A 14,685-nucleotide genomic window follows, 5' to 3' on the forward strand; every position below is an offset into this window, starting at 1 on the left:
ATGATGAAAATCTAAAAATAAATTTTAAAGATTACAAAGATAATTCATTTAAATTATCAATTGGAAAAAAAAGACATTTTAAAATAAATCTAGTCTAATTTTTTTTTATTTTTTCTAAGGTCCTGGTGATAAATCTAGGTGTAAGAGTTTTAATAGGATTAACTGTTGTCTCTGTTTTTTTGGGTGGACCTTTAATCTTAAAACTTACACCAAACACACCTTCACCAGTTTTTTTGCCTACTAAGATGTCTCCAAGTATTGGTATAGAACCAATAAATTTATTTATTGTTGTAGCAGGCACAAGTGTACCTCTCAAACTTATTAATTTATCTTTTTCAATATAACCATCCATTAAGATAGAAATCGCAGGTCCTATTGCATAGACTTCATTTATTTTAATCAAATTTTTTTGATTTTGAAACTTCATCTCAAAATCATCAAACCTTATACCTTCCCCAGACAATAAATCTGCAATACCTTGTAATGATGCTAGAGTTAGTATTTTTGTTAAAGCTGACACTTCTTTAAGCTTAAAATCATAAAGTTTAATCTGAGAGTTTGAGGTATTTCCACTTTCAACCGAATAAAAATCTAATGATCCTCCGTCAAATCCTTTTATGAATTTAAATTTTTTAACAAATGGTTCTGCTTTATCAGAGAAAAAAGTTGTAACTTTTTGATCGTTTTTTTTAATTACACTAAAAGAAATATTTTCATTTTTTGAAAAAGAACCCTTTAAATTTGCTTTATTGATATTATTTTTTTCAAAGTTTATATCGCCGTTCAAGTTTTTTATAATATGATTTTCTGCAATTAATACTTCATCAATATCTAATTTTAAATTTAAATCATCACTGAATAAATTTTGATTTTGATCATCATCTTTTGTTATTAAATCATCGACTAAAATTGATGCATTAAAATTTTTTCCTGAAATATTATAATGGTTTTTTTTTTTATTTATTGAAAATTGATTTTTCTTATCTAACTCGTCAACTATTTTTATTGAGGCATGATTTAAATCAGAAATTTTATAATTCTTATCAAATTTTAAATTATCAATTTCAATAATATTTTTGTCATTTACAAAAGATATTGTATCAAAACTTAAATTTTGATCTTTAATATATTTTCCCTGCAAACTTAGGGTTGTTTTTATTTTTTTAGAATTTTCAAAATTTAAAAATTTAATTTTTATAGGATTATTTGAAATATCAAAATTTGAATCAAAAATATAACTATTATCTTTTTTTATAACTTCAAAACTTACCTCATCTAATTCTTTTTGTAATAAAGTTTTCCCAGAACCAGATAGTTTAAAAGAGTTTTTTTTTGAAATTAAATTAATTTTGTTGTCTTTGAGTGATATGGTCTCTTTCATTTCTGGAAAAAAATACTTTAAGTTCAAGAAATTTTTTAAAACTAAATCTTCTATATTTACGGAAGATGTAATATCATAATTTTCTATTTTAAATCTTTTTGTTAATGAAATTTCAAAATCATTAGTTGAAGAAAATTTAATCTTTTTAATTTCTAAGTTATTTCCATAATCAAAATAATCAGAAATTTCTTTTTCATTAATCGTAATTAATTTTGTATCTAACTCACCTTTAAGAAAAATTTCTTTATCTTTGTTAATTATAGTAAGCTCGTTTGAAATAATCTTTAAATCTCGATAAGCAAAACTAATATCTTTTAATTCTGTTTTTGAACTTTTATGAATAAAATTAAAATTTATATCACGTAATTGATTGTTATCTAAAAGAGTTAAATCAACATCTTTTATGATACCTTTTAATTCATAATCATCACTAATTTTACCATTCTCATCAAAATTTATATTTAAGTCAGCAATTACAAAACCTTTATCTATAATTTTATCGACAAGTGTAAATTCTGGGGTATTTTTTATTGCTCTTATAAAAGAGGTCAAATCATTAATCTTAATTAGTTTTGTTGAAATTGATAAGTTAGATGATGAAATTTTTTTATTGATTATGCTTGATAATGAAATTTGTGTTTTGACAGACTCAAGTTCAATTAAATTATTGTTATATAAAATATTTGGACCTAATGTTTTTATGTGTAAGTTAAGACTAAATGGGTCTAAAATAATCTTAACAACATTTAATTTTATATCTATTTGTTTGTCTATACTATTTAAATTTGATTTTATTAATGAATTAAACTTTTTTGTTTCGAAACCAATTATTGAAAAATAACTTATAAAACCAAAAATAAATATTGTGATTAAAATTAAGAATCTAAAAAAATATTTAATCATTCAAATTATAGAGAGATTGCTCCAAGAACTCATCAATTTCACCATCTAATACCTTTTCTGGGCTAGTGCTTTCAAAATTAGTTCTGTTATCTTTAACTAATTGATAAGGCTGTAACACGTATGATCTAATTTGATGGCCCCATCCAATTTCAGATTTAATACTTTCTGTATTTTGACTCTCTTCCTCCTTTTTTTTTATCTCATAATCATAAAGTCTTGCCTTTAGCATATTCATACATGTCTCTTTATTTTTGTGTTGCGATCGCTCGTTCTGACATTGTACAACTATTTTGGTTGGTAAGTGTGTAATTCTTACTGCACTATCTGTAGTATTTACATGCTGACCTCCGGCACCACTAGATCTATATGTGTCAATTCTTAAATCCTTTTCTTGAATATCAATTTTAATATCTTCATTTACTAAAGGATATATCCAAATACTTGCAAAACTAGTGTGTCTTCTAGCTCCAGAGTCAAATGGTGAAATTCTCACCAATCTGTGGATACCAGACTCTTTTTTAAGCCAACCAAACACATAATCACCTTCTATTTTAATAGTAGACGATTTTATTCCAGCTTCATCTCCTGTGTGCTCGCTTATTAATCCTACTTTAAATTTTTTTCTCTCTGCCCATTTAACATACATTCTTCTTAACATTTGAGCCCAATCTTGACTCTCAGTTCCTCCAGCCCCAGCATGTATTTCAATATAAGTGTCTAAGGAGTCTGCTTCATTTGATAAAAAGCATTTTATTTCATTTTGTTTAACTGTTTTTTTAAGATTTTTTAAATTGATTTTTAAATCAGAGAGAATTTCATGATTATTTTCACTATTTGCAAGCTCAAAAAGTTCTCCTGCATCTTTTAACTCACTCTCAATATTCAAATGTGAAGATGATATTTCTTCAAGTAATTTTTTTTCTTTAAGAGTTTTTTTTGACTTTTCTTTATCTTGCCAAAAATTGGCCTGTAGCATTTTTTCTTCTATGGATTTTAACTTTGAAATAACTTGATTTTTATCAAAGATACTCCTTTATTCTTAGATTTATCTTTTTAATGTCAGATAAAAATGTTTGAATTTCATTTTCCATCAATAAAATCTTAATATTTTATTTTCTTCAAAGTTTTTATTATTTATTTTTTTAACTTTGTTATTAACAATATCTTTTTTCTTGTAATTTTCAATTATTGTATTTTTAGAGTAAAATTTTACTTTTTGACCAGTGTTTGAATCAACAACCATCATCACTATATCGTTTGGAACTTTAAATGGCCTGGTTTCAATTTTTTTTGATGACGATTCTAAAAAATATTTGAATATTGGTAAGGCAGTTTTAGCACCTGTCTCATTTTTTCCTAAAGGTTTTGGATTATCCATTCCTACATAAACTCCGATAACCAAATTAGATGTGAAACCAATGAACCAAGTATCAGTATTTTTATTTGTAGTCCCCGTTTTACCTCCTAAATTCAAATTTAAATCTCTTAATTTTTTTCCAGTTCCTCTTTTTATAACTCCTTCCAAAATTGATGTCATTTGATATGCAGTTTGTTTTGAAAAAATTTGTTTATAATCGTTTTTTAAAATTGGATAATTGTTGCTCAGATATGAAATCTTATCACAATCAATACATTTCCTTAAATCATTATTGATAATTGTATTACCTTCACTATCTTGTATTCTATCGATTATAATTGGTTTAACTAATTTTCCACCATTTACAAAAGCAGAGTAAGCTGAAGTTAGTTTTAATAAAGTTGTCTCTGCAGAACCCAAAGATATTGATAAAAGTTCATCAGGATTATCGTAAATTCCTAGTTTTTTTGAAAAATTTATGACTTTATTAAGACCTAAGTCTTGTGAGATTCTAACTGTCATTAAGTTTCTTGATTTTTCTAAACCAGTTCTCAAAGTTGAAAGACCATAAAATTTTTTACCATAGTTTTCGGGTTTCCATAACTTCAAATCTTCACCTTGATCTAGAACTAAAGGTGCATCTAATACGAGAGATGATGGAGTATAACCATTTTCCAACGCTAAAGCATATACAAACGGTTTGAAAGCTGATCCTGGTTGTCTAAAAGCTTGAGATACTCTATTAAATTCACTTTTTTTAAAACTAAACCCTCCACTCATTGCTAATACCCTTCCTGTGTAAGGATCCATTACAACTATGCCACCATCTATTTCTGGTTCTTGTTTTATTTCATACTCATTTTTATTTTTTAATTTGACATGAATAACATCACCCACTTTGAGTAATTCATCCAAATTTTTTTTTATCCAAGAAATATCTTGCCTAAAAATAATACCATCTAAACCATTTTTTGTTTCAATCAAAACTGAATAGCTTTTTACCTCTTTAACAATAGCTAAATTCCACTGTAGTGATTTTTCTAATTCAAACTTATTTAAATTTTTATGCCAATCTTTGTTATAATTTTTGATATTTGTTATTGGACCTCTCCATCCTTTTCTTTGATCATATTCAATTAAACCTTTTCTTAAAGATTGTGTTGCTAAATTTTGTAAATGAAGATCAATTGGCGTATTGATATTAAAACCTTGTTTGTAAAGTCTTTCAAATCCGATTTGATCTATTATTTTTTTTCTCACATCTTCTATAAAATATTGGGCATCTTCTAAAAAAACTTTTTTATTTCTTTTTAAAATTATTTCTTTTTTCTTTAAATCTTTGTAACTTTGAAGATCAATAAAATTATTTTCATATAAGTTTTTCAATACCAAGTCTCTTCTAAATTTAGCTAATTTTTTATTCTTGTATGGATTGTATCTACTTGGAGCTTTTGGTAAAGCTGCAAGTAAAGCTGCTTCAGAATAATCTAAATCTTTTATTGGTTTATCAAAATATTGTAAACTTGCAGCTGCTACACCATATGTGCCTCCACCAAGATATATTTGATTCAGATAAAGTTCTAGAATTCTTTCTTTAGATAAGGCTCTCTCAATTCTGAATGCTAAGATAGCCTCTTTAATTTTTCTATTGATGCTTATTTCATTAGATAATAAAAAATTTTTTGCAACTTGTTGAGTAATAGTAGATGCTCCCTCTAGTCTCTTTGAATTTAAAATATTTGAAAAATTATTTATTATCGCTCTAACAACTCCCTTTGCATCGACACCCGGATGAGAAAAAAAATTTTTATCTTCTGCTGATAAAAAAGAATTAATTATATTTTTGGGAATTGCTTCGTATGGAACAAATATTCTTTTTTCTCTAGAAAAATCTGCTACTAAAGTTCCATCACCTGAATATACTTTGCTTGAAACTGGAGGTTTGTAGTTTTTTAAAAATTTATAATCTGGTATTTTATTAGAAAAAGTCCATAAAATAGTAAAAATTGTAATTCCAAATAGTATAATTAAGCTTACAATTGTGATTAAAATATTTTGAAAAAATTTACTCATTTTAATTTCATTATATAAAGGAATTTGTTAAATATAAGGCTATACACAAAATTTTATGACAATTAATCTAAACAAATATCAAATATCTAAATTATGGAAAAAAATTTATATATCGATGCTTCGCATCCTAATGAAACAAGAGTTGTGCTTAAATCAGACAATCATATTGAAGATTATGAATATGAAAGTTTTAAGAATGATTTAATCAAAAATAATATTTATCTTGGCAAAGTAAGCAGAATAGAACCATCTTTGCAAGCTGCATTTGTAGACTTTGGTAGAGAAAGACATGGCTTTTTATCATTCAATGATATCCAATCAGATTATTATCAAATTCCCCAAAGTGATTTACAGAAACTTAAGGAAGAAGAAGAAAAAATAAGAGAAGAATTATCAAAACAAGTTGAAGAAATAGATAATGAAAACTTAGCAGAAGGAAAATTAGAAGCAAATGATCCTGTTGAGCCAGATAAAGAGATTGAAGCCACAGGTTTAGATAAAGATTTACTACTGGAAGAAAAAAAAGAAAGCAATGATTCTGAGAAAAAAATTGAAGATAAAATAGAAATAAAAAAAATTAAACATAAAAGATATAAGATTCAAGAAGTTATAAAACCCAATCAAGTTATCCTTGTACAAGTTATTAAAGATGAAAGAGGTCAAAAAGGTGCTGCTTTAAGTACATTTATATCTATTGCAGGGAAATATATTGTTTTAATGCCTAACACTGCAAAAGGTGGTGGAATTTCTAGAAAAATATTCAATCCTATAGATAGAAAAAAAATTAGATCAATTTTAAATGAAATAGAGATCCCAAAGGAGATGGGTTTAATTGTTAGAACAGCAGGTAGTAATAAAACAAAAAATGAGATTAACCATGACCTAAAAACATTAATAAATACATGGAATCAAATTAAAAACACAGCCATTAACTCTATTGCTCCATCATTAATTCACCAAGAAAGTGAAATTATCAAAAGAACAATTAGGGATATGTATGATGAAAATACAAAAAATATAATTGTAGATGGTAATGAAGGTTACAAAAAAGCCCAATCATTTATGAAAATGATGATGCCTACAAATGTTAAAAAAGTAAAAAAATATAGAGGTAAGCTACCTTTGTTTATAGAAGAAAATATTGAACAAAAACTTAATCAAATATTTGACTCTGAAATTAAATTAACTTCTGGTGGATACTTAGTTATCAATCCAACTGAAGCTCTAGTTTCAATAGACATAAATTCTGGAAGTTCAATTAAACAAAAAAACGTCGAAAGTACTGCTTTAGACACTAATTTAGAAGCTGCAGAAGAAATTGCTAGGCAAATAAAAATCAGAGATCTATCAGGATTAATAATCATTGATTTTATTGATATGCTTAGTTTTGGAAACAGAAGATTAGTTGAGAGAAAATTAAAAGAAAAATGTAGATCAGATAGAGCAAGAATACAAATTGGAAAGATAAGTAATTTTGGATTACTGGAAATGTCTAGACAAAGACTTAGGGAAAGTGCTGTGAAATGGAAAGTTGTATTAACAAATGAGTCTTTTGCAAGAAAAGTGTTAAAGCTTGTTGAAATTAAAGCTGTAACAAGTAAAGCAAAATTTGTTGAACTTAAAGTATGTGAAAAAATTTCAAATTTTCTTAAAGAAAATTATATTGATAGTCTAAATTATTTTGAAAAAAAAAATAAAATTAAGATTGATATAATATCTGATAATGAACTTATCATCCCCGAATATATAATTGACTTAAAAAATAAATCTAAAAAGACAATAGAAGTATTTGAGAATTTAATAAGTCTTCAAAATTTATCAAACTCACCTATTGATGAAGATATTTCAAATTCAAAGCAAATTGTAAAAAAAAAATATAAAAAAAAACCATTTAAAAAAAAATATTACAAAAAATCTAAATGATACCATCTAATGGTGAAGAAGCACTTCCCATTAAATTTTGTTTTATTCTTCCTGCTAAAAAGGATTGTCTTCCTGCTATAACTGCATTTTTAAATGCTAAAGCCATTTCAAAAGGTTTATTTGCTTTAGCTATAGCAGTGTTCACTAATACTCCATCACAACCTAGTTCCATTGAGATTGTAGCATCAGATGCTTGCCCAAGCCCTGCATCAATTATTAATGGAAGTTTAGTTTGTTTTCTTATCATCTTAACATTAACTTTATTTAAAATTCCTAGTCCTGATCCTATTGGAGCAGCTAATGGCATAATCGCACATGCGCCAGCGTTTTCTAATCTTTTCGCCATTAGTGGATCGTCCGTACAATAAACCATTACCTTAAATCCCTCTTTTGACAAAACCTCTGTAGATTTTAAAGTTTCAATAACATCAGGATATAAATTTTTCTTATCTCCAAGAACTTCAAGTTTTACTAATTTCCACCCTCCTATTTCTCTTGCCAATCTTAAGGTTCTAAGTGCTTCTTCAGATGTAAAACAACCTGCTGTATTAGGTAGATATGTAATTTTTTTAGGATTTATATAATCCATTAGTAAAGGTTTTGATTTATCAGAAATATTTACCCTTCTAACTGCAACTGTTACAATATCAGCACCAGACAAGCTAATTGCCTTTGCACACTGAGACATGCTCCTATATTTGCCAGTACCAACAATTAAGCGTGATTTAAATTTTTTTTTTGCAATTACTAAACTATCTTTTTTCATGTTAACCACCACCAATAAAATGAACTATTTCAATACTATCATTGTTTCTAATTTTTATTGAACTTAATTTTTTTTTATTAACTATTTCTTTATTTAACTCAATAGCTACCTTATTTGTTGGAATATTGAAATTTTTTAAAATTTTATTCAAACTAATTTGATCATCTACATTAGTTTTTTTTCCATTTAATTTAATATTTATTTTTTTTATCTTTTTCATAATGTATAAAGAATTTAATGAATAAAATTATTGTTGTTAATGGTCCTAATCTTAATCTATTAGGTGAAAGAGAACAATCCCAATATGGGTCAATGAATTACAAACAATTAAAAGAAAATTGTGAAGCTGAAGCAAAAAAGATTGGTTTAGAAATAGAATTTTTTCAGTCCAATGTGGAAGGTGAAATTGTAAATGTTATTCAAGAATCAAGAAAAAAATATGACGGAATGATTATAAATGCAGCTGGTTTTACACATACCTCTGTTGCAATAAGAGATGCTTTAGATATTTTAAAGAAGCCTGTTATTGAATTACATATTTCTAACATATATAAGAGAGAAGAATTTAGAAAAAAATCATTAATTAGTGATGTGGTTACTGGTGGAATATTTGGTCTAGGTACTGAAGGTTATATTTTAGCCATAATTAGATTACATAAGATGCTACAAGATGAAAATAAATAAAGAAACCATAAAAGAGTTAAGTGAATATCTAAATGAATTTAACTTAACTGAAATTGAATACACAGACAAAGATACAAAAATAAAAGTTTCAAAAACATCAGCGACTGTAACTGCAGCTGCCGCACCAATTCAGGCATCGTCAGCAACTGAAAATTCAAAAAATTATATTAGCAAACAACAATCAACTTCTGGTACAAAAGTTACATCTCCAATTATTGGAACAGCGTATCATGCTCCAGAACCAGGAGCTAAAAAATTTGTAGAAGTTGGAAAAAAAATAAAAAAAGGTGACACAATTATGATTGTAGAAGCAATGAAAACAATGAACCATGTGCCTTCTACGGCTGATGGTATTGTTAAAGAAATTTGTGTTGAAGATGGTCAACCAGTAGAGTTTGGTCAAACAATTATCATAGTAGAATAATGTTTAAGAAAATTTTAATTGCAAACCGTGGGGAAATTGCAGTTAGAATTATCAGAGCGTGTAAAGAATGGGGTATATCTACTGTTGCTGTTCATTCTGATGTTGATAGAGATAGCATGCATGTAAGACTTGCTGATGAAAGTGTATGCATTGGTTCTCATCAACCAGCAAACAGTTATCTAAACATCCCTGCCTTAATGTCAGCAATAGAAATTACAAATGCAGAGGCAGTTCACCCTGGTTATGGATTTTTATCTGAAAATGCAAATTTTGCGAGAGTACTAGAGGAAAATAAGATTACATTTATAGGTGCCTCAGCAAAACATATTGAAATGATGGGCGATAAAATCCAAGCAAAGAGAATAGCAAAAGAAAATGGACTTCCAGTAATTGAAGGATCTGAAGGTGGTGTAACCGATATTAAGGAAGCTAAAGATTTATGTAAAAAAATTGGATTTCCAGTTTTGATAAAAGCATCTGGTGGTGGTGGTGGTAAAGGAATGAAAATTGTAAAAAAAGAAGAGGAATTTGAAACACTTTTTTCTACTGCAAAATCAGAAGCGCAAAAATATTTTGGTAACGATGAAGTTTATATTGAAAAGTTTTTTCAAAATCCAAGACATATAGAAGTTCAAATTTTAGCTGGAAAAAATAGAACTGTTCATTTACATGAAAGAGATTGTTCGGTTCAAAGAAGACATCAAAAGCTAATTGAAGAAACTCCAAGTCCAGTACTCACAGATAAAATAAGGAAAGATTTGTTCGAAAAAACTGTAAAAATGGTAGAGAAAATTGGATATCAAGGAGCTGGAACTGTTGAATTTATTTATGAGGATGGGAAGTTTTATTTTTTAGAAATGAACACACGTGTTCAAGTTGAACACCCAGTTAGTGAAATGGTTACTGGTGTAGACATTATTAAAGAGCAAATTTGGATTGCCTTCAGTGGAGAAACGGCATTAGAACAAAAAGATATAAATCCAAGAGGTCATGCTATTGAATGTAGAATAAATGCTGAAGATGCTAGTAAAAATTTTCAGCCCTCTCCAGGAACAATTGGCATGTGTCATCAACCATCAGGATTTAGAACAAGAGTAGATGGTGCAATATTTCAAGGTTATAAAGTAACGCCATTTTATGACAGTATGATTTGTAAATTAATCTGTCATGGTAGAAATAGAACTGAAGCTATTCAAAGGATGAACAGATGTTTGGATGAATTTGTGATTGAAGGCATAACTACCACTATTCCACTTCACAAAACTTTATTAAAACATAAAAAATTTTTAGATTCTGATTATAATGTTAGTTGGTTAGATAACGAAAAAGTAATTTAGTAACAGCTTGTAAGCCAAATATCGTATACCGGATGATCAAAAGGATTGATCGAAGGACTTGATGAAAACATCCAGCCATTAAATACAAAAACTTCATTATTATTAGTTATACTTTGATCAATAACTTGAATATATGCAATTATTTCTGGATCATCATCAAATTCGGAATTTTTACATTTGATACTTTTAATCAATAAATCATCAAAAGCTATTTCTTTGTTGTTTTCTAATTCTAATGAAGTATTTTTCGAACTGATTTTATTCAAAATTTTGATTTCTGTATAATTTCCTTCAAGATTTGTATTGGAATTTCCTAAAGAAACAGAAGTAATTAAAAGAGCAATACTAATTAAGCCAACTTTTATATTTTTTTTCAGGTTCATCTTTATCTTTATTTGGATAATAAGCTTCCTTAGTACCTGTAAGATTGGGTTGATGAGGTTTTTGCCAAGAATATTTTTTAAGGTCATGTTCATTTTGGATTTTGTTAGGTGTATGATGGATCCAAGAATACCACTCTACAGGGATTTTTGATGCATCTATTTCATTAGCGTAAATTACCCATCGCTCACCTTTTTTATTTTCATAATATTTATTTCCAAATGAATCTTGGCCAACAAGTCTACCGCTAATTAAAGTTTTCAATCTTGTTCCAAAAGTATCACGATTCCACCAAGTAAAAATTTTTTGAAGTAAAGATATCATTTTTAAATTTTCAATTTTAAATTGTATAAATTAAATTAGACTATAAGATTATAATGTATATAAATTAATTGAATCGATTTTCAAACAATTTTTATTAATAGAGGAAAAATGGCAAAATATTTAGTTGAGACATATTACACGTGTACATTTAAGGTTAATCATTACCTTGATGACATAAATGAAAATGAATTAAAAAATCTTGAAAAAAGAGACGATGGAAAATTTGAAGTCTTAGATGTCAAGCTAGATAATAGAAAAACGAAAAATTTAGATCCAAAAAATAATAAAGTCGTTGAAGAAAAAAAGATAAATATTGTTGCTAAAAAAGATGACTCAAAATTAACTGAAAAAAACTTTCAACAAAATATATTTGCCAAAACTTCAGAAAAATCTGGAAAAAGACTAAGCATGCCCGATAGAAGAAAGGGCTATATTCAAAAAGCAACTATTGGTGATCATAAAGTTTATTTGCATACTGGAGAATACGAAGACGGAAAGATTGGAGAGATTTTTATCGATACGAGTAAAGAAGGTGAATTAGTTAAAGCTTTAATGAATAATTTTGCAATTGCCGTTTCTCTAGGTCTTCAATATGGGGTTCCCCTTGATGAATTTATTAGTGCATTCGTAGGCACTAAATTTGAACCTTCAGGTAAGGTGTATGGTAATGATAGAATATTAAGCGCATCTTCAATTTTAGATTATATCTTTAGAGAACTTGCAATTTCTTATCAAAATAGAGAGGACTTAGCTCATACTCCGTCAATAGGAAGCTCTGAAGGTATTTCTATAGATGATCAAGAAAATGAAAGCCAAAATCAGTTACTAAAAATTATGAAAGATATGACAAGCAAAGGTTTTGTCAGAAATAATTATAAAAAAAATCTAGTTGATTTATCAGATGTTAAAATAAGTCTTAAAGGAAAGAAATAACTAGTTTTTTTTTTTTAGAGATAAATTTAATTCTTTAAGTTGATTTTCACTTACTTCTGATGGTGCATTCATCATAAGGTCTTGGGCATTTTGATTCATAGGAAACATTGTTACTTCTCTTATATTCTTTTCGTTTGCTAAAAGCATAACTATTCTATCTATTCCTGGGGCAATGCCACCATGTGGAGGTGCACCATAACTAAGTGCATTAATCATCCCACTAAATTTCTCATCTACTTGTTCTTTACTATATCCAGCAATAGAAAATAATTTATACATTAATTCTGGCTTATGATTTCGAATAGCTCCTGATGATAACTCAATACCATTACAAACAATGTCGTATTGATAAGCTTTCATTTCTAAAGGTTTTTCAAAATTTAGTTTTTCTAAATTACCCTGAGGCATTGAGAATGGATTATGACTAAATCTTATTTGTCCATTACTCTCGTCAATTTCAAACATGGGATAATCTACTATCCAACAAAAAGCAAAAATTTTTTCATCAATTAATTGTAAATCATTCGCTATTTTTTCTCTTGCTTGTGCAGTAATTTTTTCAATTTCATCTTTTTTGTTACATGCAAAAAATATACTATCCCCTACTTCAGCCTTCGTTATTTTCATTAATTCTTTTAAAGCATCTTCTTTAAAAAATTTTCCTACTGGACCTTTTGCCGTAATTTCTTTGTCACTTTCAAGAGTAAAATAAGCTAATCCAGCCCAACCTTGATCTTTTGCCCACTTATCAATTCCATCAAAAAAACTTCGAGGCTTGTCTTTGGTATTTTTGGTTACAATGCATCTAACTAAAGAACCGTTTTTTACTAACTTCTTAAAAATTTCAAATGATACATCGTCTCTACTAAAGATCTCAGTTATATCATTAATTACTAAAGGATTTCTTAAATCTGGTTTGTCTGAACCATATTTTAACATTGCTTCGTCGTATGAAATTCTTGGAAATTTTTCAAATGACATTTTTTTATCTGAAAATTTTTTAAAAGTATTAATCAATAACTCTTCAACAACTTTAAAAACATCTTCTTGTTCAACAAATGACATTTCTAAATCTAGTTGATAAAACTCCCCAGGACTTCTATCAGCACGAGCATCTTCATCTCTAAAACAGGGTGCTATTTGAAAATATCTATCAAAACCTGAAACCATTATTAACTGTTTAAATTGTTGAGGCGCTTGTGGCAGTGCATAAAATTTTCCGGGATTTAGTCTACTAGGAACTAAAAAATCTCTTGCACCTTCTGGGCTTGATGAAGTTAAAATTGGTGTTTGGAATTCTAAAAAACCAAACTTATTCATCTGTTCTCTAATAAATGAAATAACTTTAGATCTTAATAAAATATTTTCATGAATTTTTTTTCTTCTTAAATCTAAAAACCTATACTTTAATCTTATTTCTTCTGCATATTCTTGATCACTAAAAACTGGCATAGGTAACTCTTTACATGTTCCAAGAACTTCAAATTCATCTATTGAAACTTCAATTTCTCCTGTGGGTATTTCTTTGTTAATAGTCTCAGTAGTTCTTTCCAAAACAGAACCTTCTATTTTAACAACTGTTTCTAACTGTAATTTTTCGATTTCTTTAAAATTTTTATTTTCCTGGTCGATAATACACTGGGTAATTCCATAGTTGTCTCTTAAGTCAACAAACAATAAGTTTCCATGATCTCTTTTTTTATTTATCCATCCAGAAATTTTTACTTTTGATCCAACTTCTTTTTTGGTCAACTGATTGCAGGTGTGTGTTCTATACTTGTTCAATTCATCTCCAATACTTTTTTAATTATTTTAAAATCTATAGATTTTTTTTCTTTTAAGCTAATTTGGTCGATCTTATATATGAAATCCGAAATTTTTCCATAAGATCTCGTTATTCTTTTTACGATGTAATCTACTAATTTTTTATCAATTAATATTTGTCTATCTGAAAGATTTTTTATTATTAATGCATAAACTAAATCATCATCTGGATTTGAAATCTTTGATATAATAAAATTACTACATCTTGATCTTAAGTCATTTAAATTGAAATTGATTTCAGAAATTGGGATCTTGGAAGTGGTGATTAGAAATTTATCTTCTATATGTGTCTATTATACACATCTCCGAGGCCTCGAGACGGGCGCCTGTAGCGTGTGGCGGGTAAAGGATGATAAGAAACATGCCTGGGGCGGG

Annotated in this window: 13 protein-coding genes; 5 read left to right on the forward strand and 8 right to left on the reverse strand. The window is 27.7% G+C overall.

Annotated features, from left to right (window positions below; genetic code table 11):
- Window positions 1-94: 94 nt before the first annotated feature.
- The 3 genes from ACTT9D_RS05250 to ACTT9D_RS05260 all read right to left on the reverse strand — a co-directional run bounded on the left by ACTT9D_RS05250 (window position 95) and on the right by ACTT9D_RS05260 (window position 5,714).
- The gene (locus tag ACTT9D_RS05250) at window positions 95-2,284 is read right to left on the reverse strand and encodes a hypothetical protein (RefSeq protein WP_440930754.1); all 2,190 of its coding nucleotides are present in this window, start codon (window positions 2,282-2,284) and stop codon (window positions 95-97) included.
- Window positions 2,277-3,375 (reverse strand): peptide chain release factor 2 gene (gene prfB, locus ACTT9D_RS05255; RefSeq protein WP_440930755.1). Its coding sequence is split into 2 segments (ribosomal slippage): window positions 2,277-3,305 and window positions 3,307-3,375, totalling 1,098 coding nucleotides; the frame shifts between segments, so codons are not numbered across the junction. Before prfB ends, ACTT9D_RS05250 begins: the two co-directional genes overlap by 8 nt.
- On the reverse strand, window positions 3,375-5,714 hold the full coding sequence (locus ACTT9D_RS05260) for a penicillin-binding protein 1A (RefSeq protein ID WP_440930756.1): 2,340 nt from the start codon (window positions 5,712-5,714) through the stop codon (window positions 3,375-3,377). The genes prfB and ACTT9D_RS05260 overlap by 1 nt, the downstream gene beginning before the upstream one ends.
- Before the next feature lie 93 nt (window positions 5,715-5,807).
- Between ACTT9D_RS05260 and ACTT9D_RS05265 the strand changes: the two genes are divergently transcribed.
- On the forward strand, window positions 5,808-7,637 hold the full coding sequence (locus tag ACTT9D_RS05265; RefSeq protein WP_440930757.1) for an Rne/Rng family ribonuclease: 1,830 nt from the start codon (window positions 5,808-5,810) through the stop codon (window positions 7,635-7,637).
- Here the strand turns inward: ACTT9D_RS05265 and ACTT9D_RS05270 are convergent.
- The gene (locus ACTT9D_RS05270; RefSeq protein WP_440930758.1) at window positions 7,630-8,403 is read right to left on the reverse strand and encodes a thiazole synthase; all 774 of its coding nucleotides are present in this window, start codon (window positions 8,401-8,403) and stop codon (window positions 7,630-7,632) included. The two genes, ACTT9D_RS05265 and ACTT9D_RS05270, sit on opposite strands and share 8 nt — an antisense overlap.
- A gap of 1 nt (window position 8,404) precedes the next feature.
- Window positions 8,405-8,623, reverse strand: coding sequence for a sulfur carrier protein ThiS (thiS, locus tag ACTT9D_RS05275; protein ID WP_440909245.1), 219 nt, complete (start codon window positions 8,621-8,623; stop codon window positions 8,405-8,407).
- A 17-nt stretch (window positions 8,624-8,640) separates the two neighbouring features.
- On the opposite strand from thiS, the gene aroQ reads away from it, so the two are divergent.
- The 3 genes from aroQ to accC are packed head-to-tail and all read left to right on the forward strand — an operon-like array spanning window position 8,641 to window position 10,848.
- Window positions 8,641-9,087 (forward strand): type II 3-dehydroquinate dehydratase, encoded by a 447-nt coding sequence (gene aroQ / locus ACTT9D_RS05280; protein WP_440930759.1) that lies wholly within the window; start codon window positions 8,641-8,643, stop codon window positions 9,085-9,087.
- A complete protein-coding gene (gene accB, locus ACTT9D_RS05285; RefSeq protein ID WP_440930760.1) occupies window positions 9,074-9,511 on the forward strand; it encodes an acetyl-CoA carboxylase biotin carboxyl carrier protein in 438 nt (145 codons plus the stop codon). Before aroQ ends, accB begins: the two co-directional genes overlap by 14 nt.
- A complete protein-coding gene (accC, locus tag ACTT9D_RS05290; RefSeq protein WP_440930761.1) occupies window positions 9,511-10,848 on the forward strand; it encodes an acetyl-CoA carboxylase biotin carboxylase subunit in 1,338 nt (445 codons plus the stop codon). Before accB ends, accC begins: the two co-directional genes overlap by 1 nt.
- Here the strand turns inward: accC and ACTT9D_RS05295 are convergent.
- Both ACTT9D_RS05295 and ACTT9D_RS05300 read right to left on the reverse strand, forming a co-directional pair.
- Window positions 10,845-11,231: a DUF2155 domain-containing protein gene (locus tag ACTT9D_RS05295; RefSeq protein WP_440930762.1), complete on the reverse strand. Its 387-nt coding sequence runs from the start codon at window positions 11,229-11,231 to the stop codon at window positions 10,845-10,847. The genes accC and ACTT9D_RS05295 overlap by 4 nt on opposite strands.
- A complete protein-coding gene (locus tag ACTT9D_RS05300) occupies window positions 11,194-11,553 on the reverse strand; it encodes an NADH-ubiquinone oxidoreductase subunit NDUFA12 family protein (RefSeq protein WP_440930763.1) in 360 nt (119 codons plus the stop codon). The genes ACTT9D_RS05295 and ACTT9D_RS05300 overlap by 38 nt, the downstream gene beginning before the upstream one ends.
- Before the next feature lie 108 nt (window positions 11,554-11,661).
- Here ACTT9D_RS05300 and ACTT9D_RS05305 point away from each other — a divergent pair, with 108 nt between their 5' ends.
- A complete protein-coding gene (locus tag ACTT9D_RS05305) occupies window positions 11,662-12,486 on the forward strand; it encodes a TSCPD domain-containing protein (protein ID WP_440930764.1) in 825 nt (274 codons plus the stop codon).
- Here ACTT9D_RS05305 and aspS read toward each other — a convergent pair whose 3' ends face one another.
- Window positions 12,487-14,271: an aspartate--tRNA ligase gene (gene aspS / locus ACTT9D_RS05310; protein ID WP_440930765.1), complete on the reverse strand. Its 1,785-nt coding sequence runs from the start codon at window positions 14,269-14,271 to the stop codon at window positions 12,487-12,489.
- Window positions 14,272-14,685: the final 414 nt, after the last annotated feature.

Origin of the sequence: Candidatus Pelagibacter sp., from assembly GCF_052049815.1 — a bacterium.
Lineage (GTDB): Bacteria > Pseudomonadota > Alphaproteobacteria > Pelagibacterales > Pelagibacteraceae > Pelagibacter.